This is a genomic window from uncultured Blautia sp., from assembly GCF_902497045.1.
GTDB lineage: Bacteria > Bacillota > Clostridia > Lachnospirales > Lachnospiraceae > Blautia_A.
Genome location: NZ_CABVDF010000009.1, coordinates 1 through 24,520, shown reverse-complemented (window position 1 = coordinate 24,520; position 24,520 = coordinate 1). Strand labels below are relative to the sequence as shown.

General features: G+C 43.9%; 26 protein-coding genes and 1 other annotated feature. Of the genes, 21 read left to right on the top strand and 5 right to left on the bottom strand.

Annotated features, from left to right (window positions below; all coding sequences use genetic code 11):
* Positions 1–124 precede the first annotated feature (124 nt).
* The 3 genes from RDS42_RS02030 (at position 125) to RDS42_RS02020 (ending at position 4,667) form a co-directional block, all read left to right on the top strand.
* A complete protein-coding gene (locus RDS42_RS02030; RefSeq protein WP_308782120.1) occupies positions 125–3,313 on the top strand; it encodes a UvrD-helicase domain-containing protein in 3,189 nt (1,062 codons plus the stop codon).
* The gene (gene larE / locus RDS42_RS02025; RefSeq protein ID WP_308782119.1) at positions 3,310–4,062 is read left to right on the top strand and encodes an ATP-dependent sacrificial sulfur transferase LarE; all 753 of its coding nucleotides are present in this window, start codon (positions 3,310–3,312) and stop codon (positions 4,060–4,062) included. Before RDS42_RS02030 ends, larE begins: the two co-directional genes overlap by 4 nt.
* 74 nt (positions 4,063–4,136) lie before the next feature.
* Complete coding sequence (locus tag RDS42_RS02020) at positions 4,137–4,667, top strand: nitroreductase (protein ID WP_308782118.1); 531 nt, start codon at positions 4,137–4,139, stop codon at positions 4,665–4,667.
* A gap of 16 nt (positions 4,668–4,683) precedes the next feature.
* Here RDS42_RS02020 and RDS42_RS02015 read toward each other — a convergent pair whose 3' ends face one another.
* Positions 4,684–4,989: an LPS biosynthesis protein gene (locus RDS42_RS02015; protein ID WP_308782117.1), complete on the bottom strand. Its 306-nt coding sequence runs from the start codon at positions 4,987–4,989 to the stop codon at positions 4,684–4,686.
* Positions 4,990–5,107: 118 nt separating this feature from the next.
* Here RDS42_RS02015 and RDS42_RS02010 point away from each other — a divergent pair, with 118 nt between their 5' ends.
* Positions 5,108–6,046, top strand: coding sequence for a cation diffusion facilitator family transporter (locus RDS42_RS02010; protein ID WP_308782124.1), 939 nt, complete (start codon positions 5,108–5,110; stop codon positions 6,044–6,046).
* The gene (locus RDS42_RS02005; protein ID WP_308782116.1) at positions 6,027–6,932 is read left to right on the top strand and encodes an AraC family transcriptional regulator; all 906 of its coding nucleotides are present in this window, start codon (positions 6,027–6,029) and stop codon (positions 6,930–6,932) included. The genes RDS42_RS02010 and RDS42_RS02005 overlap by 20 nt, the downstream gene beginning before the upstream one ends.
* Before the next feature lie 26 nt (positions 6,933–6,958).
* Here RDS42_RS02005 and RDS42_RS02000 read toward each other — a convergent pair whose 3' ends face one another.
* Positions 6,959–8,713: an NFACT RNA binding domain-containing protein gene (locus RDS42_RS02000; RefSeq protein ID WP_308782115.1), complete on the bottom strand. Its 1,755-nt coding sequence runs from the start codon at positions 8,711–8,713 to the stop codon at positions 6,959–6,961.
* Positions 8,714–8,904: 191 nt separating this feature from the next.
* Between RDS42_RS02000 and RDS42_RS01995 the strand changes: the two genes are divergently transcribed.
* The 8 genes from RDS42_RS01995 to RDS42_RS01960 all read left to right on the top strand — a co-directional run bounded on the left by RDS42_RS01995 (position 8,905) and on the right by RDS42_RS01960 (position 15,006).
* Complete coding sequence (locus RDS42_RS01995) at positions 8,905–9,537, top strand: SGNH/GDSL hydrolase family protein (RefSeq protein WP_308782114.1); 633 nt, start codon at positions 8,905–8,907, stop codon at positions 9,535–9,537.
* 104 nt (positions 9,538–9,641) lie between these two features.
* Entirely contained in the window at positions 9,642–10,520 is an 879-nt protein-coding gene (locus RDS42_RS01990) for a YicC/YloC family endoribonuclease (RefSeq protein ID WP_308782113.1), read from the top strand.
* Positions 10,521–10,537: 17 nt separating this feature from the next.
* A complete protein-coding gene (locus tag RDS42_RS01985) occupies positions 10,538–10,810 on the top strand; it encodes a DUF370 domain-containing protein (RefSeq protein WP_308782112.1) in 273 nt (90 codons plus the stop codon).
* A complete protein-coding gene (gene gmk, locus RDS42_RS01980) occupies positions 10,803–11,435 on the top strand; it encodes a guanylate kinase (protein WP_308782111.1) in 633 nt (210 codons plus the stop codon). The genes RDS42_RS01985 and gmk overlap by 8 nt, the downstream gene beginning before the upstream one ends.
* Position 11,436: 1 nt before the next feature.
* Positions 11,437–11,772 (top strand): DNA-directed RNA polymerase subunit omega, encoded by a 336-nt coding sequence (rpoZ, locus tag RDS42_RS01975; protein WP_308782110.1) that lies wholly within the window; start codon positions 11,437–11,439, stop codon positions 11,770–11,772.
* Positions 11,773–11,829: 57 nt separating this feature from the next.
* On the top strand, positions 11,830–13,167 hold the full coding sequence (gene rimO, locus RDS42_RS01970) for a 30S ribosomal protein S12 methylthiotransferase RimO (protein ID WP_308782109.1): 1,338 nt from the start codon (positions 11,830–11,832) through the stop codon (positions 13,165–13,167).
* Entirely contained in the window at positions 13,151–13,690 is a 540-nt protein-coding gene (pgsA, locus tag RDS42_RS01965) for a CDP-diacylglycerol--glycerol-3-phosphate 3-phosphatidyltransferase (protein WP_308782108.1), read from the top strand. The genes rimO and pgsA overlap by 17 nt, the downstream gene beginning before the upstream one ends.
* Positions 13,691–13,737: 47 nt before the next feature.
* On the top strand, positions 13,738–15,006 hold the full coding sequence (locus RDS42_RS01960) for a competence/damage-inducible protein A (RefSeq protein WP_308782107.1): 1,269 nt from the start codon (positions 13,738–13,740) through the stop codon (positions 15,004–15,006).
* A gap of 3 nt (positions 15,007–15,009) precedes the next feature.
* Here RDS42_RS01960 and RDS42_RS01955 read toward each other — a convergent pair whose 3' ends face one another.
* Both RDS42_RS01955 and RDS42_RS01950 read right to left on the bottom strand, forming a co-directional pair.
* Positions 15,010–15,282 (bottom strand): hypothetical protein, encoded by a 273-nt coding sequence (locus tag RDS42_RS01955; protein ID WP_308782106.1) that lies wholly within the window; start codon positions 15,280–15,282, stop codon positions 15,010–15,012.
* 24 nt (positions 15,283–15,306) lie between these two features.
* On the bottom strand, positions 15,307–15,633 hold the full coding sequence (locus tag RDS42_RS01950; RefSeq protein WP_308782105.1) for a hypothetical protein: 327 nt from the start codon (positions 15,631–15,633) through the stop codon (positions 15,307–15,309).
* A 132-nt stretch (positions 15,634–15,765) separates the two neighbouring features.
* Between RDS42_RS01950 and RDS42_RS01945 the strand changes: the two genes are divergently transcribed.
* On the top strand, positions 15,766–15,900 hold the full coding sequence (locus tag RDS42_RS01945) for a hypothetical protein (RefSeq protein ID WP_308782104.1): 135 nt from the start codon (positions 15,766–15,768) through the stop codon (positions 15,898–15,900).
* Positions 15,901–15,926: 26 nt separating this feature from the next.
* Here the strand turns inward: RDS42_RS01945 and RDS42_RS01940 are convergent, their stop codons facing one another.
* Positions 15,927–16,214, bottom strand: a complete 288-nt coding sequence (locus RDS42_RS01940; RefSeq protein WP_308782103.1) for a hypothetical protein — start codon at positions 16,212–16,214, stop codon at positions 15,927–15,929.
* Positions 16,215–16,384: 170 nt separating this feature from the next.
* Here RDS42_RS01940 and RDS42_RS01935 point away from each other — a divergent pair, with 170 nt between their 5' ends.
* From RDS42_RS01935 to RDS42_RS01905, 7 genes are all read left to right on the top strand, one after another.
* Complete coding sequence (locus tag RDS42_RS01935; protein WP_308782102.1) at positions 16,385–18,091, top strand: DNA mismatch repair protein MutS; 1,707 nt, start codon at positions 16,385–16,387, stop codon at positions 18,089–18,091.
* A 26-nt stretch (positions 18,092–18,117) separates the two neighbouring features.
* Positions 18,118–18,879, top strand: a complete 762-nt coding sequence (locus RDS42_RS01930) for a CpsB/CapC family capsule biosynthesis tyrosine phosphatase (protein ID WP_308782101.1) — start codon at positions 18,118–18,120, stop codon at positions 18,877–18,879.
* A 14-nt stretch (positions 18,880–18,893) separates the two neighbouring features.
* The gene (gene rnhA / locus RDS42_RS01925) at positions 18,894–19,379 is read left to right on the top strand and encodes a ribonuclease HI (RefSeq protein WP_308782100.1); all 486 of its coding nucleotides are present in this window, start codon (positions 18,894–18,896) and stop codon (positions 19,377–19,379) included.
* Between the two features lie 76 nt (positions 19,380–19,455).
* Positions 19,456–19,688: a binding site (T-box leader), on the top strand.
* Positions 19,689–19,727: 39 nt separating this feature from the next.
* Positions 19,728–20,954 (top strand): tyrosine--tRNA ligase, encoded by a 1,227-nt coding sequence (gene tyrS / locus RDS42_RS01920; RefSeq protein ID WP_308782099.1) that lies wholly within the window; start codon positions 19,728–19,730, stop codon positions 20,952–20,954.
* Positions 20,955–20,968: 14 nt separating this feature from the next.
* Positions 20,969–23,608, top strand: coding sequence for an alanine--tRNA ligase (gene alaS / locus RDS42_RS01915; protein ID WP_308782098.1), 2,640 nt, complete (start codon positions 20,969–20,971; stop codon positions 23,606–23,608).
* Positions 23,609–23,755: 147 nt separating this feature from the next.
* Positions 23,756–23,932, top strand: a complete 177-nt coding sequence (rpsU, locus tag RDS42_RS01910; RefSeq protein ID WP_004222305.1) for a 30S ribosomal protein S21 — start codon at positions 23,756–23,758, stop codon at positions 23,930–23,932.
* A gap of 58 nt (positions 23,933–23,990) precedes the next feature.
* On the top strand, positions 23,991–24,520 hold a 530-nt coding region (locus RDS42_RS01905), incomplete at its 3' end, for a PLD nuclease N-terminal domain-containing protein (protein ID WP_308782097.1).

Sequence of the window (24,520 nt, the reverse complement as noted above, 5' to 3'; positions counted from 1 at the left end):
TATTTTTCATCTGTAAAAGCAGGAGAGCCGGAAGCACTGTGAGAATCCTGCTGTATACTGACTTCCCATAAGAATCTAAAAGTGTTATAATTTTCACAGAAAATTTGGTTACAGGGAGAAAAAAATGAAGGGAATTGCAGACTTACATATTCATTCCCGGTATTCCCGCGCCACCAGTAAGCAGGGAACACCGGAATATCTGGATTTATGGGCAAGAAAAAAGGGAATATCCATTTTAGGCACAGGAGATTTTACCCATCCACAATGGAGGGAGGAGCTGAAAGAAAAGCTGATTCCTGCAGAAGACGGACTATATTGTTTAAAAGAAGAGGCTGTGCTGGAAGAAAGCAGGGAATATAAAAACAGTTCTCCGAGATTTGTGCTTTCCGGTGAGATCAGCTCTATTTATAAGAAAAACGGTAAGGTAAGAAAGGTTCATAATGTGATTCTTCTTCCCAGTCTGGAGGATGCGGAAAAGCTTTCCAAAAAACTGGAAATGATAGGAAATATTCATTCTGACGGAAGACCGATCCTTGGTCTTGACAGCCATGACTTACTGGAGATTATGCTGGAGCTGTGTCCCCGGGGTATCCTGATCCCGGCGCACATTTGGACTCCGCATTTTTCCATGTTTGGGGCATTTTCCGGTTTTGACACAGTGGAGGAATGCTTTGAGGATCTGACTCCGTATATCCATGCGGTAGAAACAGGACTTTCTTCAGATCCTTTGATGAACTGGAAGCTTTCGGCTTTGGATCGGTACCAGCTGATCTCCAATTCAGACGCGCACTCCCCGGCTAAATTAGGCAGGGAAGCAAACCTTCTGGATATAGATTTGAGTTATCAGGGATTATATCAGGCAATTCAGGAAGGAAATGGGCTGGAAGGAACCATTGAGTTCTTTCCCGAAGAAGGAAAATACCATTTTGACGGACACAGAAAATGTCATCTCTGTCTGAGTCCGGAAGAATCTGAAGCATATGGAGGAATCTGCCCGATCTGTGGGAAGAAGATTACGATTGGTGTGGATCACAGAGTTCTGCAGCTTTCTGACCGTAAGGATGGAGAGGAAAGAAAAAATAAAAAGCCATTTGAATATCTGGTTCCTCTGCCTGAAGTTATTGCAGCCTCCACAGGAAAAACACCTGCCAGCAAAAAAGTACAGGAGCAGTATGAGATCATGCTTCATAAACTGGGACCGGAATTTGAAATCCTTCGGGAAATACCGGTGGAAGAAATCCGGAAAGAGGCCGGATATATGGTCGCAGAGGGGATACGGAGACTAAGAGCCGGGCAGGTAAAAAGAACCCCGGGATTTGACGGAGAATATGGGGTGATCCGTCTTTTTGAACAGGATGAGATCGAAAATCCAAACGGGCAGCTGTCTTTTTTCAGCGAAGAGGAAATGCATCAGGAAGAAAAGAACAGAAAGGACAGGGTATCTTCCGGTCAACGTCCGGATCAGAGTGAGAAACAGCAGGAAGAAGACAAAGAAACCGGGAAAAAGGAAGAGCTGAATGAAAAACAAAGTCAGGCGGCAGAGACCATAGACCGCAGGATCGCTGTGGCGGCAGGTCCCGGAACAGGGAAAACAAAAACACTGATCGCACGGATCCTTTATCTTCTGGAACAGAGAAATGTAGGTCCGGGAGAGATCACAGCCGTAACCTTTACCAATCAGGCTGCGAGGGAATTAAAAGAACGTCTGACGCTGCAGGCTGGTTCCAGACGGAATATCAGCCGTATGCAAATTGGAACCTTTCATTCCATCTGTCTGGATTTTCTGAAAAAACAGGGACGGAAAATTTTTCTGGCTGATACCTCTGTTCTGACAGAAATCGCAAAGGAATTGTGTGGAGAGTATGGATTGTCGCTTACTCCTGCGCAGCTTTTGAATAAAATTTCTCTGGCAAAAACCGGGGCAGTATCAGGACAGGAGGAACTGATTCCGCAGCTGCTGCAGTCCTATCAGGAGCGTTTGCACAGCCAGGGGCTGTATGATTTTGATGATCTTTTAACAGAAACCCTGAAAATATGCAGAGAAAACCATGGGAGCAGGAAAAAGCAGTCCTGGGAGCGGAAGTTTTCGTATCTTATGGTAGATGAATTTCAGGATATCAGTTCAATACAGTATGAACTGATTCGGGAATGGAATAAGAATGGAAAAGAACTTTTTGTGATAGGAGATCCGGATCAGTCTATTTATGGCTTCCGTGGATCTGATTCCGGCTGTTTCATGAAAATGAAAGAAGAATATCCGGAAACCAGAATGATTTCTCTGGAAAATAATTATCGGAGTACCGGACACATCCTCAGGGGCGCTCTGGCAGTGATCGGCAATAATCCGGGTATGGAGCGTAAACTGAAGCCCTGGAAAGACGAGGGCGTTCCTCTGCGGATCGTGGAAGCCTCTTCCAAAAATGCAGAAGCAGTTTTTGCGGCAAAAGAAATAAACCGTCTGACAGGCGGTATGGATATGCTGGAAGCGCAGGATTATTTTGCACAAAAGGGAAATGCAGGACAAAAAAGCTTCCGTGATATTGCAGTTTTGTACAGAACCCATCATCAGGCGCGTCTGCTGGAAAAATGTTTCCAAAAGGAAGGGATTCCCTATGTGGTGAGGGGAAGAGAAGGTTTTTTAGAGAGCCCTCTTGTTCAGGGAACCATCAGCTTTTTCTGTTCTCTGGCAGAACCGGATCATCCTGCCTGCAGAGAAGAGGCTGTGAAAAAGCTGTGGGATCTGGAAGACAGCCGGATTTCATCAGGTATTTACGAGGAAATGGCAGCCAGATACGAGAAGAAATGGGACCGTACAAAACCCAAAAAGCTCATGCAGGAATGGATAGAGGATCTGAATCTGACAGAAGAAAAAAATATGCAGATGCTGGCAGATATGGCGATTTTCTATAACAGTACCAGAGAGTTCCTGGATGCCCTTCTTCTGGGAGAAGAGGGAGATTTAAAGAGATGCGGAGGAAAAAGCTATCATGGAGACGCAGTGTCTCTCATGACTCTTCATGCCTCCAAGGGACTGGAATTTCCTGTGGTAATTCTTTTTGGAATGGAAAAGGGAGAGCTTCCTCTGGAAAGAGAAGATGCTCCCGCGGATGTGGAAGAGGAACGACGTTTGTTTTATGTGGGGATGACCAGGGCAAGAGAAGAACTGATCCTGACCTTTGCAGAAGAACCGTCTGCGTTTCTGGAAGAGATTCCGGAGGAGGACACTGAAAGAGAAAAGACCGGAAAACAGAAAAATATGGAAACCTGCAGACAGTTAAGTTTGTTTGATTTCATACAGGAGAAAACAACATGAATTTAAAAGAATTTTTTTTACAGCATCCCAGGGCGGCTCTTGGATTTTCCGGCGGCGTTGATTCTGCTTTCCTTCTTGCAATGTCAGTTAAGTACGGCGCCGATGTGCAGCCTTATTTTATAAAAACAGCGTTTCAGCCTGCTTTTGAACTGGAGGATGCCAGACGTCTGACCAGGGAACTAGGAAAAACGCTTATTGTAATAGAACATGATATTTTAAAGGATAATGAAATTTCTGCTAATCCTGCAAACAGATGCTATTATTGCAAAAAAACATTGTTTTCTGTTTTAAAGGAAAGAGCTTTGAAAGATGGCTATACGCTCTTGATGGATGGAAGCAATGCGTCAGATGATGTTTCCGACAGACCGGGAATGCGCGCTGCTCATGAACTGGAGGTTCTTTCCCCCCTTAGAGACTGTGGACTTACCAAAAAAGAGATCCGGAGACTTTCCCGAGAAGAAGGTCTTTTTACCTGGGACAAACCTTCCTATGCCTGTCTGGCAACCCGGATACCGACAGGAACAGTACTTCAGAGGGAGATGCTGGAAAAAATTGAAAAAGCGGAAGAAGAACTGAAGGGAATCGGTTTTCAGGACTTTCGCATCAGGCTGTTCCACGGTGCGGCAAGAATCCAGATTACAGAAGGGCAAATGAAGGAGATGCTGGAAAAAAAGGAGAGGATTATAAAACTTTTGACTCCTTATTTCGAGGATGTTTTCCTGGATCTGAAGTTTCGTCAATCTGAATAAACGTGAAATAATTTCCGAAAAGCGAGATTTCGCTGTCAGGAATTATATTAATAAATTATTTGGAGGTATTTGTTATGAGCGAATTAAACAAAACACTGGAATTGATGCAGACAAGAAGAAGTGTGCGTAAATTTAAGCCGGATCCGATTCCGGAAGAAATCCTGGATCAGATTGTGGAAGCAGGAACCTGGGCAGCAACAGGAAGAAACTGTCAGTCTCCTGTTATTATCAAGATCACAAACAGAGAACTGATCAGGAAACTTTCCAGGCTGAATGGGGAGATTATGGGTACAGATTCCGATCCCTTTTATGGAGCTCCTGCTGTTCTGATCGTTCTTGCAGATAAAACGGCCCCAACCTATTTGTATGATGGAAGTCTTGTTATGGGAAATCTTATGCTGGCTGCCCACTCCCTTGGAATCGGAAGCTGCTGGATCCATCGTGCAAAGGAGGAATTTCAGCTTCCGGAGGGAAAAGAAATCCTGGAATCATTAGGAATCGAGGGGGATTATGAAGGAATCGGACATTGTGTCCTCGGATATACAGAAGGTGAATATCCTCATACAAAGCCTCGCAAAGAAAACTGGGTATACACCATAAATTAATACGGTGATAGCCGGTCTATCTGATTGAGGATGTTTCACTATAAGTATGTTCTGTCAGCTCAGACAGAACAGCAATTTTTTGATTGATCATAGTACGCATACAGTTGGGCACATGTTCCTGATGAGCTCTGTGGATGGCAACACATTCTTTGCAGTTGCCGTGATAACGACAGGCTTTTGTACAGGGACAGTGATCCTTCTGTGCGTATTCTGCACGGAAAGCGGACGCAAACTCTTCCTGTATCCGAAGTCCTTCTTTTCTGTTTCCAAGATGAAATTCTTTCATGGCTTTTTTTTCAATTTCATTTCCATCAATAATCATTTGAGTTTTCCTTTCTTGTTTGATGATGTCATAATATCACAGTTTATTCTTGAAAAATAGCAAAATAACAGGTAAACTATATATGAAAAACATCAAAACAGAACAGTCAGGTGAATTTATGCGTACAGGAAAACGAAGATCAAAAAAAGAAAAGAAAGCAATGACCGTGTCTCTTTATGGAAATCTCTTTTTTGTCATACTGGAACTTGTGATGGCAGTGGTGACCGGATCCCAGGCAGTGCTTCTGGATGCGGTTTATGACGGAATAGAATTTTTCATGCTCCTTCCTTCTGTTCTTATCATTCCCCTTCTGTATCGGCCAAGCAATGAGAAATATCCCTTTGGACATATGCAGATAGAAACGGTTTTTCTCGTTATCAAGGGAATTACAATGACCACCGTTACAGTGGGACTGATTACAAACAGTATCAATATCCTGCTCCATGGAGGACGGACTGTTGACTTTGGGGTGGTTGCATGGTTTGAGCTCACTGCCTGCGTGCTAGGCATTGCAGTAACGATTTATCTGAAAAAGAAAAACAAAAACATCAAATCTCCGACGGTAGAAGTAGAAATGGAAGGGTGGAAGATCGACAGTATTATTTCCCTTGGGATGACGGCAGCTTTTGTACTTCCTATGATCGTTCCGTTTCCGTGGTTCCAGGCTTTTGTTCCATATCTGGATTCTCTTCTGACCATGATCTTGTCTGTAGTCATGCTTCCGATTCCGATCAAAACAGTGATCACCGGAATCAGAGATCTGCTTCTGATCTCGCCGGAGGAGGAGACAGTAGAGGAAATCAAAAGTCTGGTAGAACCGATCATCCGGGAAAGCAACTGCTCAGAATGTCACTACGAAATTGTAAGAACCGGGAGAAAACTCTGGATCAGTGCTTATATCACGCTGAATAAAGACGAGCTTTCCGTAAGACGTTTTAAGATGCTGCAGACAAAATGTATTGCTGCTCTTACAGAAAAGTATTCGGATTTTTATTTTGAGCTGCTTCCGGAAATAGAATTTGACATTGAGGAATTAAATGAAATCTTATCCAAATGATACGCCTGTTTATTCTCATAATCCCTATCATGATACCAGATTTCCGCTTCTGGTACTGGATGTAAAACATAAAGCCTGCATTCCTTTTAATGAGGGCTTTCGCCACCTTCACTGGCATGAAGAACTGCAGTTTGTATACATAAAAAAAGGTGTAGTACATTTTAAATTATGGGAGCAGGAGTTTGATCTGTCCAGGGGATGCTGCATGTTTATCAACAGGAATGTACTCCATTATATCGCAGAAAAAGAGGACTGCAGCTATCACAGCTTTCTGATCCCCAAAAACTTTCTTGGCTTTTTTAAAGGCAGCATTATGGAGGAAACGGTTCTGAGAATTGTTGAGAATCCTTTTATTTCGGGACAATGTTTTTGGCCGGAGAAGAAAGAAGATCAGGCAGTGCTGAGAATGATCAGAGATTTGGATGATCTGTATTTTCAGGAAAAAAGACCTCCGAACTGGGAGTACCGGGTGTCTTTGAAGCTGAACGAACTCTGGCTGGAAACAGCAACAGCCCTGGGAGATACAGAAAAAGATTTGATTCCTGCCGGGGAAAGAGACCATGAACGAATCCAGAAGCTGCTGGATTTTGTTCATCGGAATTACGACAGAAAACTGACCCTGAAGGAAATTTCAGCCTCAGCAAATGTAAGTCCGACAGAAACCCTTCGTTGTTTTAAAAAATATACGGGATATTCTCCTTATCAGTATCTGCAGAATTATCGTCTGCAGGCGGCGGCTGCTTTTTTGGAAACCGCCGGGGACAGTGTGACAGAAATTGCCATGAAGACCTGTTTTCCCTCTGCAAGTGCGTTCATTGCAGCTTTTCGCAGAGCTTATGGCATGACACCTGGAAGATACCGGGAAGAAAAACAGAATAAAAGTTGATCTGATGCAGAAAAAGAAGCGCCCTGTTACATTTGGGGCGCTTCTTTGATATCTGAGATGTCCGGCTCAGCCATCAGAGAGTAGTTGGTATAGTAAACAACAAATCCCGGTTTGGCTCCGGCAGGTTTTTTGACATGTTTTTTCTGGATATAGTCAATCTCTACTTTGGGAGCAGTCCGGCCTTTGGAGTAAAAGGCAGCCAGACGTCCGGCTTCTTCAAAAGTACGGTCCGGCATTTCTCCGTCCGGTGTTTTTACCACTACATGGGATCCTGCCATTTTTTTTGCATGGAACCACCAGTCATTACCGGAAGCCAGCCGAAAGGTAAGCTCGTCATTCTGGAAATTATTTTTTCCTACAAATATATCGAAGCCATCGCTGGAAATATAGTGGAAAGGTTTGGATTTTGACTGTGCTTTCTGGCCTTTCCTGGAAGAAGAATGCTTTTTAATAAAACCATATTCTGTAAGTTCTTCTTTGATCTGGCTTAAATCGCTTTCTGCCCGTGCAATATCCAGTGCATTGGAAATAGATTCCAGGTGTTCGATTTCTGACTGAGTTTCGGCAATCTGTTCTGTCAGAGCTTCTTCTGTACGTTTCAGCTTTCCGTAGCGGTCAAAATACTTCTTGGCGTTTTCTCCGGCGGTGAGGGTTGGATCCAGAGGAATGGTGATCTCTTCGTTGGTATAGTAGTTCAGAGCCTGGAAAGATTTGCAGCCCTCTTCCAGTCCGTAGCCATAGGTGTTGATCAGTTCTCCGTAGACCCGATATTTTTCTTTTTTGGATGTATCCTTCATCTGTTTGGACTGAAGTGCAAATTTTTTGCGGTTGCGCTCCAGGGCGGTCTGTACGATTCTGCGCAGATCAGAGGATTTCTGCCGTATACGGTTCAGGGTATCCCGTGAGGAATAGTAAGAATCCAGCATGGCAGATACAGTAGTAAAAGATTCGCTGTGGTATTCCGTTCCAAACTGTGTCAGGGGAAGTACGGAATATTCCACAGGCTCTGTTCCCCGGTAAATAATATTAGGAGTAAAATCCCCCTCTTTAACCTGATCCATCAGCCGCTGGAAAGTATGGTACAGATGTGTGCATGCAGCTTCATTAAGCGAAGCAGCTGCATCGCTGCCGTCGATGGAAGCACGGAAGCAGATTTCCTCGGCGATCAGAGGACTTAATCCCGTAAGAGAGGTGTAGATGGCCCTGGAAATATTACAGGGCTTTTTGCACACGGTTTCTGTAAATTCCTCTTCTGTGATCGTAAGAGGATCTGCTTTTTCCTGTGTCCGAGGAAGGAAGTAAGGTCTTCCCGGAAGTACCTCCCGAACCGAACTCATATGAGAGGAAACATGCTTGATGCTGTCCAGGATCATTCTGTTTTCATCGCAGAAAATAATGTTGCTGTGTTTTCCCATCAGTTCCATGATCAGGATCTTTTTGCAGGGATCTCCCATTTCGTTTAAATGCTCCAGTTCAAATTCCACTACCCGCTCCAGACCGGGCTGCCGGATATCTGCGATCTTTGCACTTCCGATATGCTTCCGGAGAAACATGCAGAAATTTGGTGCAGTAAGAGGGCTTGGTTTATTTTTGTCTATAAAATAAATCAGAGGAAGGGAGGCGCTTGCAGAAAGCAGAAGCCTGCACTGTCCCTGACTTCCCTTTGCGGTGATCAGGAGGGCGTCCGATTCCGGCTGTGCGATTTTGTTGAACCGGCCGCCATCCAGATATGTATGTAATTCCTTTACCATTGCGGCAATGGTAATTCCGTCAAATGCCATAGAAGCTGCTCCTTTTTAAAATTTTATAGTTTACAGTATAGCATGTATTTGCATACAGCGCAAAAAAATCTTATAAAATACTGATATTCCGGGGAGTGTTGGAAACCTGCATATTTCTGTTGTTTGACATTCTGGAAAAACTGTGTCATAGTAAAAAAATAGACATATCTGATATATTGGGAGGTGTGACGGTGAAAAAAAGTATTTTTATTGGAGGCAGTATTCTGATCCTGATGCTATGCTTTTTCGTTTGTTCCTTTGAACAGGTCTATGGAGAGGAAGGCATGCTCAGTAAGCCGGATCATCCTAAGACAGTTACCAATGATAAACTTATTTTTATCGGAGATTCCAGAACGGAAGGAATCCGTGATGCAGTTCAGGATGACAGTATATGGTCCTGTCTGTCTTCTATGGGATATGACTGGATGGTTTCTGACGGAGTTCCGGAAATTGAAGACGAGATCCAGGACAATACGGCAGTGATTATTTTGATGGGGGTAAATGATGTTCATCATGTAAATGAATATATTCAGTACATCAATCAGAAAGCGAAGGAGTGGACGGATCTGGGAGCTTCCACCTATTTTGTGTCTGTAGGTCCGGTAGAAAATGATCCTTATGTGACAAATGCCCAGATTGAAAGCTTTAACTCTTCCATGGAGGCGAATTTGATCGGTGTTAATTATATCGATATCTATACACATCTGACAGAAAATGGCTATTCTACATTAGATGGGATTCATTATCCAGACGATGTTTCTATTGAAATATACAACTATATTCTGGAGCATTTAGAAGAAGTCCGCAGTGGTATCTGGGGATGAGAGAAAATAAGACAATCCGAAAAAATAATTGACTACCCTGTTCAGATGTTTTATAATCAATCTGTATGTAAAGATATAAGTAATCTGCAAAGAGAGAAGACATTATGATAAAAAGTATGACAGGCTTCGGCCGGGCTGAAGCCGTGACAAAAGAGTGGAAGATCACAGTGGAGCTGAAATCAGTGAATCACAGATATCTGGATCTGAACATCAAGATGCCCAGGAAGCTGAATCTTTTTGAGGGGCAGGTCCGTAATCTGATAAAGACATACATGCAGCGCGGCAAGGTGGATATTTTTATTACTTACGAGGACTATACAGCAGGAAGCGTTGCCCTGAAATTTAATCGTGATCTTGCGGCAGAATATCTGGGATACCTAAAAGAAATGGAACAGGAGTTCCAGCTGAAAAATGATATCAGCGTGACAATGCTTTCCAGATATCCGGAGGTTCTGACTATGGAAGAACAGCCGGTAAACGAAGAGGAACTCTGGAATTGTCTGGAGACGCCTTTGAAGGAAGCGTGCACAAGATTTGTGGAAGCAAGAGAACGGGAAGGAAAACATTTGAAAAATGATCTGCTTGCTAAGCTGGAGGGACTGGATGAAAAAGTTTCTATGGTAGAGAAGCGTTCGCCGGAGGTTGTCCAGGCATACAGAGAAAAGCTGGAAACAAAGGTTCATGAACTTCTGGAGGATTCGCAGATCGATGATAACCGTATTGCGGCAGAGGTTGTTCTTTTTTCAGATAAAATCTGTAATGATGAAGAAACTGTCCGGCTCCACAGTCATATCCGCGGTATGAAAAAAATACTCAGCGAGCAGGAAGGAATCGGACGCAAACTGGATTTTATGGCACAGGAAATGAACAGAGAGGCAAACACGATTCTGTCAAAATCCAGTGATATCCAGATTTCCGATATTGCGATCGATCTGAAAACAGAAATAGAAAAGATCCGTGAGCAGATCCAGAATATAGAGTAATGGAGGCAGACTGATCTGTGGCAAAGTTGATAAATGTAGGTTTTGGAAATGTTGTAAATTCTCAGAAGATTGTTGCTGTTGTCAGTCCGGATGCTGCACCGGTAAAGCGTATGGTACAGAGCATTAAGGGAACTCGCTCACTGGTGGATGCCACACAGGGGCGTAAGACAAAGGCTGTAATCGTTACTTCGGACGACTATATTGTGCTGTCGGCTCTTCAGCCGGAAACCATAGCAAGGCGATTTGCGGAGGCATATGATTTTGAAGACAGAGGAGAAGAACATGAGTAAAGGTGTTTTGGCAGTGGTATCCGGATTTTCCGGAGCTGGTAAGGGAACGGTTATGAGACGTCTCCTGGAAAAATATCAGGAGTATGCGTTATCCGTTTCTGTAACTACTCGTGCTCCCAGACCGGGAGAGGAAGACGGAAAAGCATATTTTTTCCGTACCGTAGAAGAAGTAGAACAGATGATTCGGGAAGACCAGCTTTTGGAGTATGCCAGATATGTAGATAATTATTATGGGACTCCCCGCCCTTATGTGGAGGAGAAGCTTTCCGAAGGCAAAAATGTAATCCTGGAGATAGAGATCCAGGGAGCGATGAAGATAAAAGAAAAGATCCCCGAAGCAGTGCTGATTTTTGTGACGCCTCCCAACATGGAAGAATTGGAAAGACGACTGGTGGGAAGAGGAACTGAAGCGCCGGAAGTCATCCGTTCTCGTTTGAGCAGGGCGTCTGAGGAAGCAGAAGGCATGGAAGCTTATGATTATCTTCTGGTAAATGATGAACTGGAGGAGTGCGTTGACGAGCTTCACCGGATCATTTCAAGTGAACGCTGTAAAACACAGCGGAATACAGAGTTTATCAAAAAAATCCAGGAACAATCCCGGGAATTAATGAAAGGAGACTTATAATATGATTCATCCGTCCTATTCAGAACTGATTCAGGCAATTAATAACAATGCAGAGGAAGACGACAACACAATGATGCTGAACAGCCGTTACTCTCTTGTACTGGCTACAAGCAAACGTGCACGTCAGCTTATTGCAGGCGCAGAGCCTATGGTAAGAGGCGCGGCAGGAAAAAAACCGCTTTCTGTTGCCATTGATGAATTTTATCAGGGACAGGTAAAGATCGTTGCAGATAATGGCGAAGAAGAAAACGAAGCGCAGCCGGAAGAAGCGGTAACAGCAGAAGCAGAGACTGTTTCCGAAACTGCAGAGACAGTTACAGAAGAAACCGAAGAATAAAACAAAGACAGTGGGGCGTTGTTTTTACAGCGCTCCTTATATATATCAGGAGATTTTATGAAAATATTATTTATTTCACTGGGCTGTGATAAGAACCTGACAAATTCAGAGGAGATGCTGGCACTTCTTACCGAAAACGGTCATGAGATCGTAGATTCAGAAGAAGATGCAGAGATCATTGTGATCAATACCTGCTGCTTTATCCACGATGCAAAAGAAGAAAGTATTGAAAACATCCTGGAAATGGCAGAATACAAAAAATCAGGTACCTGTAAGGCGCTGATCGTAACCGGATGTATGGCACAGCGTTATAAGGAGGAAATCATTCAGGAAATTCCAGAGGTGGACGCTGTTCTGGGTACTTCTTCTTACAGAGACATTCTGAAAGCAGTAGAAGAAGCATGTTCAGGAAGACATTTTGAGGAATACCGGGATATTAATGAGCTTCCGGAAGATACCGGCCGTCCGGTACTTACTACAGGGGGGCATTATGGATATCTGAAGATTGCAGAGGGCTGTGACAAGCATTGTACCTACTGCATTATCCCGTCTTTAAGAGGAAGCTTCCGCAGTGTGCCGGAAGAAAGGCTTCTTGCGCAGGCGGAATATATGGCAGAGCAGGGAGTAAAAGAACTGATCCTGGTAGCTCAGGAGACTACTGTATACGGAACAGATCTTTACGGGAAGAAAACTCTTCATATTCTTTTGAAAAAACTTTGCCGGATCAAAGGAATCCGCTGGATTCGTGTACTTTACTGCTATCCGGAAGAAATTTATGACGATCTGATCCAGGTTATGAAGGAAGAAAAAAAGATATGCCATTACCTTGATCTTCCTATTCAGCATGCAAGTGACAAAATCCTGAAGCGAATGGGGCGCCGCACCACCAGAGCCCAGCTTACAGAAATCATAGAAAAATTAAGAAGAGAGATCCCGGATATTGTTCTTCGTACTACATTGATAACAGGATTTCCGGGAGAAACAGAAGCGGATCATCAGGAATTGATGGACTTTGTAGACCAGATGGAATTTGACCGGCTGGGAGCCTTTACCTATTCTCCGGAAGAGGGAACGCCTGCAGAAAAAATGACAGATCAGGTTCCGGAGGAACTGAAGGAGGAAAGAAGAGATGAGATCATGGAACTTCAGCAGGAAATATCTCTGGAAAAGGGAAATGATCGTATCGGACAGGAACTGATGGTTATGATCGAGGGAAAGGTTTCTGGAGAAAGCGCTTATATTGCGCGTACATACGGAGATGCCCCAAAGGTAGACGGATATCTTTTTGTACAGACAGGGGAGCTTCTGATGACGGGAGATTTTGCAAAAGTTAAAGTAACCGGAGCACTGGAATATGATTTGATAGGAGAATTGGCAGATGAATACACCGAATAAACTAACAGTTGGCAGAATGATACTTGTTCCTTTTATGGTTTTATTTTTGTTGACAGACATCGGAGGAGAGGCAAACAGGTATATTTCCCTGGTGATCTTTGTGGGAGCCAGCGTAACAGACTGGTTTGATGGATATCTTGCAAGAAAGCACCATCTGGTAACAAACTTTGGAAAATTTATGGATCCTCTGGCAGATAAGCTGCTTGTATGTTCGGCTATGATCTGTATGATCCAGCTGGAGAGACTTTCGGCATGGATCGTGATCGTGATCATTGCAAGAGAGTTTATTATCAGTGGGTTCCGTCTGATCGCTGCAGAAAACGGTATTGTGATCGCAGCAAATTACTGGGGCAAATTTAAAACAGTTTCACAGATGATAATGATCATCCTTCTGATCCTGCATTTTGGCGGGGTATTTGCAGTACTGGAGCAGATTTTTATCTGGCTGTCTCTGGCGCTGACAGTGATTTCTCTTATCACCTACATCTGGCAGAATCGTTCTGTACTGTCTATGCAGGAATAACAGGAAGTTTCATTTTACTTAGGAGATAAAAAAGGAGGCTGCAAAAGATGATTACAGAATTGGTAGCAGTGGGAACAGAAATATTACTTGGAAATATTGTAAATACAAACAGTGCTTATCTGGCAGAAAAATGTGCGCAGCTTGGTCTGACTTTGTATTATCAGACTGTGGTGGGAGATAATGAAGAACGAATGAGAAGTACGATCAAAACAGCTCTGGATCGTTCTGATGTTGTTATCCTTACCGGAGGTCTGGGACCTACTGAAGACGACCTTACAAAAGAAATCACAGCAGAGGTTCTGGGACTTCCCCTTGTTGAGGATGCTCACAGCAGAGAACTTCTGGAAGCATACCTGAAGCAGTATGAAAAAAATGATTCTCAGCGCAGGATCACATCGAATAACTACAAACAGGCAATGGTCCCTCAGGGTGCACTGGTGCTTGATAATCATAATGGAACAGCTCCGGGGCTGATCATTGAAAAAAATGGCAAAACAGCAATCCTTCTTCCAGGACCTCCAAATGAACTGAAGCCTATGTTTGAGGAAGAAGTATTTCCTTTCCTTCGAAAAAAACAGCCGGAGATTATTTATTCCCAGATGGTAAAGATCTGTTCCATTGGGGAAAGTCAGGTTGCAGAGGAGATTCAGGATCTGATTGAAAAACAGTCTAATCCTACAATTGCTCCCTATGCGAAAACAGGGGAAGTTCATCTGAGAGTGACGGCTAAAGCGGAAAGTGAAAAAGATTGTAAGAAATTGATCAAACCGGTAGTCAGAGAACTGAAAAGCCGGTTCGGAAAAAATATTTTTGCCACAGAAGAAAGCAAAACCTTGGAAGAAGCAGTAGTAGATATGCTGAAAGACCAGAAGCTGACTCTTTCCCTGGCAGAATCCTGTACAGGAGGTGCCATTGCCTCCAGAATCGTGAATGTACCAGGCGCATCAGAGGTATTCCTTCAGGGAATGGTCACTTATAGCAACCGTGCAAAGCGCAAGAGTCTGGGAGTAAAAAAATCCACGCTTAAAATGGAAGGTGCTGTTTCTGAAAAATGTGCAAAAGAGATGGCAAAAGGCGGTTGTTTTGTAGCTAAAACAGATATATGCCTTTCTGTTACCGGAATTGCAGGACCAGATGGCGGTACAAAAGAAAAGCCTGTAGGAACTGTGTTTATGGGCTGCTGCTATAATGGCAAAACAGTTGTCCGTGAGTATCATTTTACAGGCAATCGCGCCAAGATACGGGAACAGACAACTGCTCATGCACTTGCATTTTTAAGAGAATGTATTATGGAGGGAGTCAGCAAGAACAGCTGATCTTTAACGGATCATTCTCATCAGACTGACAATACGATCTAACTTTGCAGCTTCCTGGGGAGATTTTCCCATTTTCAGGACTTCAAGTACAGTGGAAATTTCTTCGGAAGAAAAACGAAGCCCGCTGTTTTTTCCCTGGGTGGCTGCACTCATAAGAAATGGCAGCATATCAGAAGCATTTTTGCCGGTTCCCTGTTCTGCAAGATTCTGAAGCATTTCCAGCTTACTTTTATCCATATCTGCAAGTTTCGGATTATTTTGCCAGCTTGTATCCATATAAATCCCTTCCTTTTACGATATTTATTCATTTATAACTTTCATGATTTCTATAAGAGCTATCATATCTGCAGTACGATCCAGCATCTGTCGGCTGTGTCCGTAACTGAACCGGCGGAGATCCTGAAGGATTTCCAGCGGATCAGAAGCAGCAGCGGCACAGGACTGCATTCCCTGCCGGTCCGGTGAAAATAATCGTATGGTATTGAAAAGCTCCTGAAGTTTGGAGTATACGGAAAGCATCTGCTGTCCCTGAGGCGGCAGATAAGGTACAGCTGCTTTGAGAAGCTGCCCCTGATCGCTGCTTACCATTTGATCTAATGCAGTTTGGGATATGTTTTCCTGATCCATAAAACAAACTCCTTTGCTGAAAATGTATGTTTTCTGTATTCATAGTATGCAGCATTTATAGAAAATGCTCCATGGTACACGAAAAAGCATCTGTCATATAATAAAGCAGATCATATATCTGGAGGAACTGCTTTGAAAGAAGAGAAACAGAGAATTATCCTGGAAGGAAATGCTTTTTATGAAATAGATCTGGAATGTCTAAACGAGAAAAAACAAAAGAAGGAGCAAGATGAGAAGAAAGAGCAGCAGGAAAAGCAGAGGGATTAACCTCTGCCTTTTCTGTCTGAAAATGCTCAGAAGCAGCCGTTGTTTCCGCCCCATCCATTGCCGCATCCGCCGCAGAGGAGAAGGAGGATCACAAGAATCCAGCAGCAGTCGCCGCCATGGTTTCCGCATCCGCAGCTATTGTTATTATTGTTTCCGCAGATACACATAAGAATGATGATCCAGAGGATACAGCTGCAGGAGTTGCCGCCAGTGATGCTGTTTCCTGTGTTGCATCCACAGCCACACTGATTTTCACATCCGCATCCGCATCTTTCCTCTCCACAACCACAGTTTGCAGCAGCTAAATCACTCATTACAAAAGCCTCCGTAATTTGTTCTACACTTCATATTATGAGGAGAGGATGTCCGCTGTGACAGAGGGTTTATGATTGACAGAGAAAAATTTTTTCAGTATACTCAAGCTTAACAAAAGAACTGATATATTATAGTGTGAATTTTGTTTCAGCTAAAGGAAGGTGGTTTTATGCATCCATATATAACGGTGATCCTGATATCGGCAGTGCTGTTTGTTTTGTTTATCATATGGATCGGTTATGAAAAATATAAAAGTAAAAACCGTCTTCGGCGAAAGATACAGAGAATTTACGGACAGGTTCCGGAGCGGGAATATTCACCGGGAGATATCGAAAATATTTCGCGTTATTTCCGCAGAAAAGAAGGACAGGGCTTCTGTATAGATGATATTACCTGGAATGATCTGGATATGGACAGAATCTATATGCTGATCAATCAGACGGTTTCCTCCCCGGGAGAGGATGTTCTCTATGATATGCTCAGACGGCCGTTGTTTCATAAAGAGGACATAGAGAAAAGAGAAGAGCTTATTTGTTTTTTTGCAGAAAATAAAGAAAAAAGAGAAAAAATGCAGATGATGCTGTCGGGGGTAGGGAAAACCTGGCATGGCTCCCTTGCGGATACCATTTTAGCATTGGAAAACGCTCCTACAGTCCGTACGGGGTTTCATTGGCTGATATTAGTCGTGCTTCTTCTTACACTTTTTGTGATCCTTCCTCTGTATCCTGTAGCAGGTCTTCTTTTATTTGTTCTGCTTAGTACAGGAAATGTGATTTACTATTATGCAGGAAATGACAGAGCAAGGATCGGCGCTTTTCTGGGTTGCTTTTCCAGCTTTTTACGTATGCTGGATATAGCGGAAAAAATGGAGAATGTAGACTGGCCGGAGATAAAAAGGCAGATGGAACATATCCGTAACGGCAAAAAGGCACTGGCCGGATTAAAAAAGCGCGCGTTTTTCCTGACCAGTAAAAATGAAACTTCGGGAGATCCGGCTCAGCTGCTGCTTGACTATATCCGAATGGTATTCCATATCGATATCATCACATACAATAAGACTTTGAAATCTATCCAGGGAAAAACGGAAGAGATTATGGACCTTCTGGACAATCTGGGAGAACTAGATGCAGCTATTGCAATTGCTTCCTTCCGGGAGCTGCTGCCGCTCTGGTGCAGACCGGAATTTATACAAAGGGAGGAGGATCATGTCCGGCTGAAGACGGAAGATCTTTATCATCCTTTGATCCAGGAGCCAGTTGCAAACAGTATAGAAGCAGAAACAGGCGTTCTGATCACAGGATCGAATGCATCCGGAAAATCTACTTTTTTGAAAAACATAGCCATCAACAGTATCCTTGCACAAACGGTTCTGACCTGTACATGCTCCTGCTATGAGGCGCCTTTTCTTAAAGTGATGACTTCCATGGCACTAAGAGACGATCTCTCTGGCGGAGAAAGCTACTTTATCGTAGAAATCCGCTCGCTGAAAAGGATATTGGATGAAAGCACAAAGGGAGAGCCTCTTCTCTGCATTATTGATGAAGTGCTGCGGGGGACAAATACCATTGAACGAATTGCTGCTTCCTCCAGGATACTCAGTTCACTGAACCAGAAATGGGTTCTTCCTTTTGCTGCCACTCATGACATTGAACTGTCCTATATTCTGGAAGGCCAGTACCGGAATCTTCATTTTGAGGAAGAGGTGCAGAAGCATCAGGTACTTTTTAACTACCTTCTGAAAGAGGGACGTGCAACAAGCAGAAATGCTATTAAACTGCTGTCTATGCTGGAGTATTCTCCGGAAATCGTAAAGGAGGCAGAGCAGGCGGCTGCTGATTTTGAAAAGACAGGAGTATGGAAAGCCTGTCGGAAATGATATAATATTGGAGGTGCAAGGCGTTTATGCCGGTATCAGGCCTTATTGACATCCATTGCCATATGATCCCTTATGTAGATGACGGAGCAGTGGATTTAAAAGAAGCTGTAAAAATGCTGAAAATGGAATATGACCAGGGTGTACGCACGATCATCGTAACACCACATCACAGAAAAAGAATGTTTGAAACTCCTATGGCAGAAATAAAAAAACAATTTCGTATTCTGAGAGAAGCTGCCTGGGAGTATGACCAGGATCTTAGACTGTATTTAGGGTGTGAGTTTCATGCCGAGACCGATATGGTCCCCCTTCTTCGTTCCGGTCAGGTTCCAACTATGGCGGGCTCCAGATATGTGCTGACAGAATTTTCTAACCGTATGGACGCTTTTTATATCAGAGAACGGTTATATGCCCTTCTGAGCAGTGGATATAAGCCAGTTATTGCTCATGTGGAACGGTATGATATTATGAGAGAAAATATCGGTTTGGTAGAAGAACTGATCTCTATGGGAGCTATGACTCAGATAAATGCAGACAGTCTTATTGGAAAAGAAGGATTTGGAACAAAACGTTTCTGCAGAATGTTGATGAAACAGGGGGCAGTGCATTTTGTCGGATCAGACAGCCACGGAAGCAGGGAGCGTGTTTCCAGGCTGGGAGAAGCCTATGTCTATGCGGAAAAGAAATTTGGCCGTACCTGTGCAGAAGAAATTTTTATTAAAAATCCCCGCAGGATTCTTACAGATGCCAAAAAAAGAAAGCACTCATCTGCTGTGCATAGAAAATAACAGGAGGAAACAACATGTATGTAAAAATATATACCGATGGTGCTGCCAGAGGAAATCCCGATGGTCCCGGAGGCTACGGCGCTGTCCTTCAGTACGTGGATTCCAAAGGCCAGCTTCATGAACGGGAATTATCCCGGGGATATAAAAAAACAACAAATAACCGTATGGAGCTGATGGCTGCCATTGCGGCGCTGGAAGCATTGAACCGTCCCTGCCAGGTGGAGCTTTTTTCGGATTCCAAATATCTGGTGGATGCGTTTAATCAGCACTGGATTGATTCATGGCTGAAAAAAAACTGGAAGCGTGGAAAAAATCAGGATGTAAAAAATGTGGATTTGTGGAAGCGCCTTTTAAAAGCAAAAGAACCACATCAGGTAACGTTCCGCTGGGTTAAGGGGCATGCAGACAACCCTCTGAACGAAAGGTGCGACCAGCTTGCAACCAGTGCAGCTGACGGAAGCGAACTTTATACGGATCAGGGGCTTGACAGTGCTCTTTGACACTTTAAGTTGATGAATTGCAGGGCAATCCCTCTTGACAAATAATTGGCGGATTTGTATACTTTTAGAAGTATATGAAACGGCTTGGAAGAGAAGAAGTAGCTTCAGGAAAGCACACAGAGAGCTGCCGGAGGGTGAGAGGCGCGTGCGGAACTTTTGCGAATACATCTCGGAGCTCTGCACCGAACAGAGGAAGTCCTGTAAGTAGGCTGCAGCGGATCGGCACACGTTATCGTGCTTAACGAGGCAGAAGGCAGTCGCTTTCTGTGAATTTAGGTGGTATCACGGGACCCGGTTCTCGTCCTAAAAGGACAGGAACCGGGCTTTTTAGTATAGGAGGAAGATATTATGACAGTTTGGGAAGAACTGCAGGCCAGAGGGCTGATCGCCCAGGTGACAAACGAAGATGAGATCAAAGAGATGGTAAACAATGGAAAAGCTACATTTTATATTGGCTTTGATCCTACCGCAGACAGCCTTCATGTAGGACACTTTATGGCGCTGTGTCTGATGAAGCGTCTTCAGATGGCAGGAAACCGTCCGATCGCTCTTCTCGGCGGCGGAACCGGTATGATCGGAGACCCTTCCGGAAGAACCGATATGCGTCAGATGATGACAAAAGAAACCATCCAGCACAACATTGACTGTTTCAAAAAGCAGATGGAGCGTTTTATTGACTTTTCCGAAGGAAAAGCGCTGATGGTAAACAATGCAGACTGGCTGATGGGTCTGAATTATGTAGAGCTTCTCCGCGAAGTGGGTGCTCACTTTTCCGTAAACCGCATGCTTACTGCAGAGTGCTATAAGCAGCGTATGGAAAGAGGATTGAGCTTCCTGGAATTTAACTATATGATCATGCAGAGCTATGACTTTTATATGCTGTTCCAGAAATACGGCTGCAACATGCAGTTCGGCGGCGACGACCAGTGGAGCAACATGCTGGGCGGTACAGAGCTGATCCGCAGAAAGCTTGGCAAGGATGCACATGCCATGACGATCACACTTCTCCTTAATTCTGAAGGAAAGAAAATGGGCAAGACACAGTCCGGAGCCGTATGGCTTGATCCGAACAAAACTTCTCCCTTTGATTTTTACCAGTACTGGAGAAATGTGGATGATGCAGATGTGATCAAATGTATGCGTCTTCTTACCTTCCTGCCTCTGGAAGAAATCGATGAAATGGCAAAATGGGAAGGCAGCCAGCTGAACAAGGCCAAAGAAGTACTGGCGTATGAGCTGACCAATCTGGTACATGGCGAGGAAGAGGCAAAGAAAGCCCAGGAAGGCGCCAGAGTACTTTTTGCAGGCGGTGCCAATACAGAGAACATGCCGTCTACAGAGCTGACTGATGAGGATTTCCAGGAAGGCAGCATCGACCTTATTACCATGCTGGTAAAAACTGGTCTTGTACCAAGCCGTTCTGAGGGCCGTCGTGCCATCGAACAGGGTGGAGTATCCATTGACGGTGAGAAGATCACAGATATCAAACACACAGTAAAAAAAGAGGATTTCAGCGAAGAAGGCATGGTGCTGAAACGCGGTAAAAAGAAATTCCATAAGGTGTGTGTGAAATAGAGGAGGAAACAATCATGAAAAAATACGGAGTAAACGAACTTCGTCAGATGTTCCTGGATTTTATGGAGAGCAAGGGACATCTTGTTATGAAAAGCTTTTCCCTTGTACCACAGGGAGATAAGAGTCTTCTGCTGATCAATGCAGGTATGGCTCCTCTGAAGCCTTACTTTACAGGAGCAGAGATCCCGCCAAGAACAAGAGTGGCAACCTGTCAGAAATGTATTCGTACCGGCGATATTGAAAACGTAGGTAAAACAGCCCGTCATGGCACATTTTTTGAGATGCTTGGAAACTTTTCTTTTGGAGATTATTTCAAGCATGAAGCCATTGCCTGGTCCTGGGAGTTCCTGACAAAAGTTGTGGGACTGGATCCGGAACGTCTGTATCCTTCTGTGTATCTGGAGGATGATGAGGCTTTTGAAATCTGGAATAAAGAGGTTGGTATTCCGGCTGAACGTATTTTCCGCTTTGGAAAAGAAGACAATTTCTGGGAGCATGGCGCAGGCCCATGTGGTCCATGCTCTGAGATCTACTATGACCGCGGTGAAAAATACGGATGCGGTAAACCGGATTGTACGGTAGGATGTGAATGCGACCGCTATATGGAAGTGTGGAATAATGTGTTTACACAGTTCGAAAATGACGGAAATGGCAATTACGAAACACTTCAGAACAAGAATATTGATACAGGAATGGGCCTGGAGCGTCTGGCAGTTGTTGTTCAGGATGTGGATTCTATTTTTGATGTGGATACCATCTGTTCTCTTCGTAATCTGGTATGTGAGGTGGCAGGTAAGGAATACGGCAAAGATTATCAGACTGACGTGTCCATTCGTCTGATCACAGACCATATCCGTTCTGCTACATTTATGATTTCTGACGGTATTATGCCAACGAATGAAGGACGCGGTTATGTGCTTCGTCGTCTGATCCGTCGTGCAGCCCGTCACGGACGCCTTCTGGGAATTGAAGGAACTTTCCTTGCAAAATTAAGTGCAGAAGTAATCCAGGGATCTAAAGACGGATATCCGGAGCTTGAAGAGAAAAAGGAATTTATCTTCAAGGTTCTTACCAATGAAGAAAATCAGTTTAACAAGACCATTGACCAGGGTCTCCGCATCCTTTCTGACATGGAAGAGGAGATGAAGGCAAAAGACGAAAAAACACTTTCCGGAGAAAATGCATTTAAGCTTTATGATACTTATGGATTCCCTCTGGATTTGACAAAAGAGATCCTTGAAGAAAAGGGCTACGGAATCGATGAGGAAGGCTTCCAGGCTGCAATGGAAGAGCAGAGAGTAAAAGCACGTACTGCCCGTGAAGTGACTAACTATATGGGGGCAGACGCTACGGTTTATGATGAGATCGATCCTTCTGTGACAACAGAGTTTACAGGCTATGATCATCTTTCTTATGAGTCAGAGGTAACTGTTCTTGCCGGAGAAAGCGAGCTGGTTTCTTCTCTGGTAGAGGGACAGAAGGGTACTGTTTTCGTAAAAGAAACTCCTTTCTACGCTACCATGGGCGGTCAGGAAGGTGACACTGGTGTGATCGAAACTGCAAATGGAAAATTTGTGGTGGAAGATACCATTAAGCTTCGTGGCGGTAAATTCGGTCATGTAGGATATATGGAATCCGGCATGATCTCTGAGGGAGAGACTGTTTCTCTTAAGGTTGCAGAAAGCAAGCGCCGTGACACAGAAAAGAACCACAGCGCTACTCATCTGCTTCAGAAGGCATTAAAGACAGTTCTGGGCTCTCATGTAGAGCAGAAAGGTTCTCTGGTAACACCGGACAGATTAAGATTTGACTTTGCCCATTTCCAGGCAATGACAGAGGAAGAGCTGGAAAAAACAGAAGCTCTTGTAAACCGGGAGATTCAGGCTGCCCTTCCGGTAGAAACAGCAGTAATGGATATCGAGGAAGCAAAGAAATCCGGAGCTATGGCTCTTTTTGGTGAAAAATATGATCAGAAGGTACGTGTGGTATCTATGGGAGACTTCTCTAAAGAGCTTTGCGGAGGTACTCATGTAAAGAATACATCCTCTATCATGCTCTTTAAGATTGTTTCTGAATCTGGTATTGCAGCAGGTGTCCGCCGTATCGAGGCGCTTACCGGAAATGCAGTAGTAGAATATTATAAACATCAGGAACATATGCTGAGAGAGGCTGCAAAGGCTCTGAAGACCCAGCCTTCCGAAGTGGCTGAAAAAATTACGCATCTTCAGGCAGAGGTAAAGGCTCTTCACAGTGAGAATGATTCTCTGAAGAGCAAACTGGCACAGGGATCTCTCGGCGATGTTATGGATCAGGTTGTAGAAGTACAAGGTGTGAAGCTCCTTGCTGCAAAAGTAGAGGGCGTTGACATGAACGGACTCCGTGATCTGGGCGACCAGCTGAAAGAAAAGCTTGGAGAAGGTGTTGTGCTTCTTGCAGCTGTAAACGGCGGAAAAGTAAATCTTCTTGCCATGGCTACAGATGGAGCACAGAAAGCCGGAGCTCATGCAGGAAATTTGATCAAGGCGGTGGCAGCTATTGCAGGCGGCGGCGGAGGCGGTCGTCCGAATATGGCTCAGGCCGGAGGAAAAAATCCGGAAAAGGCACAGGAAGCTATTGATGCGGCAGCAGGAATCCTGGAGCAGCAGCTGGCATAAAGAAAAATAAAAATATTTTGCAAAATTAACCAAAAGCTGTTGACGAAAGTCGAGCCTATGATATATAATATAACTCGTGCAAGAAAAATACCCAGACAGTTGTATTTTAGCACAATCTACAACTGGAGGGAGGTTAGGTGTGAGTCTATGTCAAACGTTATCGTAAAAGAGAACGAGACTTTAGATAGCGCTCTTCGCAGATTCAAGAGAAGCTGTGCAAAAGCAGGTATCCAGCAGGAAATCCGCAAAAGAGAGCATTACGAGAAACCAAGCGTTCGTCGTAAGAAAAAATCTGAAGCCGCAAGAAAACGTAAATATAATTAATTGTGCGCAAAAATCCCTGACATTTAGTTGTCAGGGATTTTTAAATCTGGAGTGTAAAATGAGTTTTGTGATTATGTTTCTGAAAAAAGTAATCAAGCTTTTGTTTAACAGGATATTTTATGTGGTGTTGGCCATGCTGCTGCAGCTCATATGGTTATTTCTTCTGGTGTGGAAGCTTGCTGAATATTCGAAATATATTTCTCTGGCCATTGCAGTGATCAGTGTGATCTCTGTACTGTGGATCCTGAACAAAAGAATAAATCCCTCTTACAAACTGGGATGGACAATGCTGATCATGGCTTTTCCTGTATTTGGACTTTTGCTGTATATGCTTTTCGGTCAGTCCCGTATTGCGGATCACATGCAGATACAGTACGAAAAAATACGAAAAGAAAGCCTGCCGTATCTCCAGTCGGATCCGGAAATATATGAGAAGATAGAAGCTGAAGACCCGTCTGCAGCAGTTCAGTCAGAATATATCTGTCATCTTTCAGCATTTCCTGCTCATGAGCATACAGAGGCAGAATATTTTCAGGTGGGCGATGATATGTTTCCGGTACTGGTCCGTGAACTGGAACAGGCAGAGCA

What these genes read in the sequence shown, in the direction of transcription:
- RDS42_RS02030 (WP_308782120.1), top strand. Translation starts at nt 125, where the DNA reads ATGAAGGGAATTGCAGACTTACATATTCATTCCCGGTATTCCCGCGCC.
- larE (WP_308782119.1), top strand. Translation starts at nt 3,310, where the DNA reads ATGAATTTAAAAGAATTTTTTTTACAGCATCCCAGGGCGGCTCTTGGA.
- RDS42_RS02020 (WP_308782118.1), top strand. Translation starts at nt 4,137, where the DNA reads ATGAGCGAATTAAACAAAACACTGGAATTGATGCAGACAAGAAGAAGT.
- RDS42_RS02015 (WP_308782117.1), bottom strand. Translation starts at nt 4,989, where the DNA reads ATGATTATTGATGGAAATGAAATTGAAAAAAAAGCCATGAAAGAATTT.
- RDS42_RS02010 (WP_308782124.1), top strand. Translation starts at nt 5,108, where the DNA reads ATGCGTACAGGAAAACGAAGATCAAAAAAAGAAAAGAAAGCAATGACC.
- RDS42_RS02005 (WP_308782116.1), top strand. Translation starts at nt 6,027, where the DNA reads ATGAAATCTTATCCAAATGATACGCCTGTTTATTCTCATAATCCCTAT.
- RDS42_RS02000 (WP_308782115.1), bottom strand. Translation starts at nt 8,713, where the DNA reads ATGGCATTTGACGGAATTACCATTGCCGCAATGGTAAAGGAATTACAT.
- RDS42_RS01990 (WP_308782113.1), top strand. Translation starts at nt 9,642, where the DNA reads ATGATAAAAAGTATGACAGGCTTCGGCCGGGCTGAAGCCGTGACAAAA.
- gmk (WP_308782111.1), top strand. Translation starts at nt 10,803, where the DNA reads ATGAGTAAAGGTGTTTTGGCAGTGGTATCCGGATTTTCCGGAGCTGGT.
- rpoZ (WP_308782110.1), top strand. Translation starts at nt 11,437, where the DNA reads ATGATTCATCCGTCCTATTCAGAACTGATTCAGGCAATTAATAACAAT.
- rimO (WP_308782109.1), top strand. Translation starts at nt 11,830, where the DNA reads ATGAAAATATTATTTATTTCACTGGGCTGTGATAAGAACCTGACAAAT.
- pgsA (WP_308782108.1), top strand. Translation starts at nt 13,151, where the DNA reads ATGAATACACCGAATAAACTAACAGTTGGCAGAATGATACTTGTTCCT.
- RDS42_RS01960 (WP_308782107.1), top strand. Translation starts at nt 13,738, where the DNA reads ATGATTACAGAATTGGTAGCAGTGGGAACAGAAATATTACTTGGAAAT.
- RDS42_RS01955 (WP_308782106.1), bottom strand. Translation starts at nt 15,282, where the DNA reads ATGGATACAAGCTGGCAAAATAATCCGAAACTTGCAGATATGGATAAA.
- RDS42_RS01950 (WP_308782105.1), bottom strand. Translation starts at nt 15,633, where the DNA reads ATGGATCAGGAAAACATATCCCAAACTGCATTAGATCAAATGGTAAGC.
- RDS42_RS01940 (WP_308782103.1), bottom strand. Translation starts at nt 16,214, where the DNA reads ATGAGTGATTTAGCTGCTGCAAACTGTGGTTGTGGAGAGGAAAGATGC.
- RDS42_RS01935 (WP_308782102.1), top strand. Translation starts at nt 16,385, where the DNA reads ATGCATCCATATATAACGGTGATCCTGATATCGGCAGTGCTGTTTGTT.
- RDS42_RS01930 (WP_308782101.1), top strand. Translation starts at nt 18,118, where the DNA reads ATGCCGGTATCAGGCCTTATTGACATCCATTGCCATATGATCCCTTAT.
- rnhA (WP_308782100.1), top strand. Translation starts at nt 18,894, where the DNA reads ATGTATGTAAAAATATATACCGATGGTGCTGCCAGAGGAAATCCCGAT.
- tyrS (WP_308782099.1), top strand. Translation starts at nt 19,728, where the DNA reads ATGACAGTTTGGGAAGAACTGCAGGCCAGAGGGCTGATCGCCCAGGTG.
- alaS (WP_308782098.1), top strand. Translation starts at nt 20,969, where the DNA reads ATGAAAAAATACGGAGTAAACGAACTTCGTCAGATGTTCCTGGATTTT.
- rpsU (WP_004222305.1), top strand. Translation starts at nt 23,756, where the DNA reads ATGTCAAACGTTATCGTAAAAGAGAACGAGACTTTAGATAGCGCTCTT.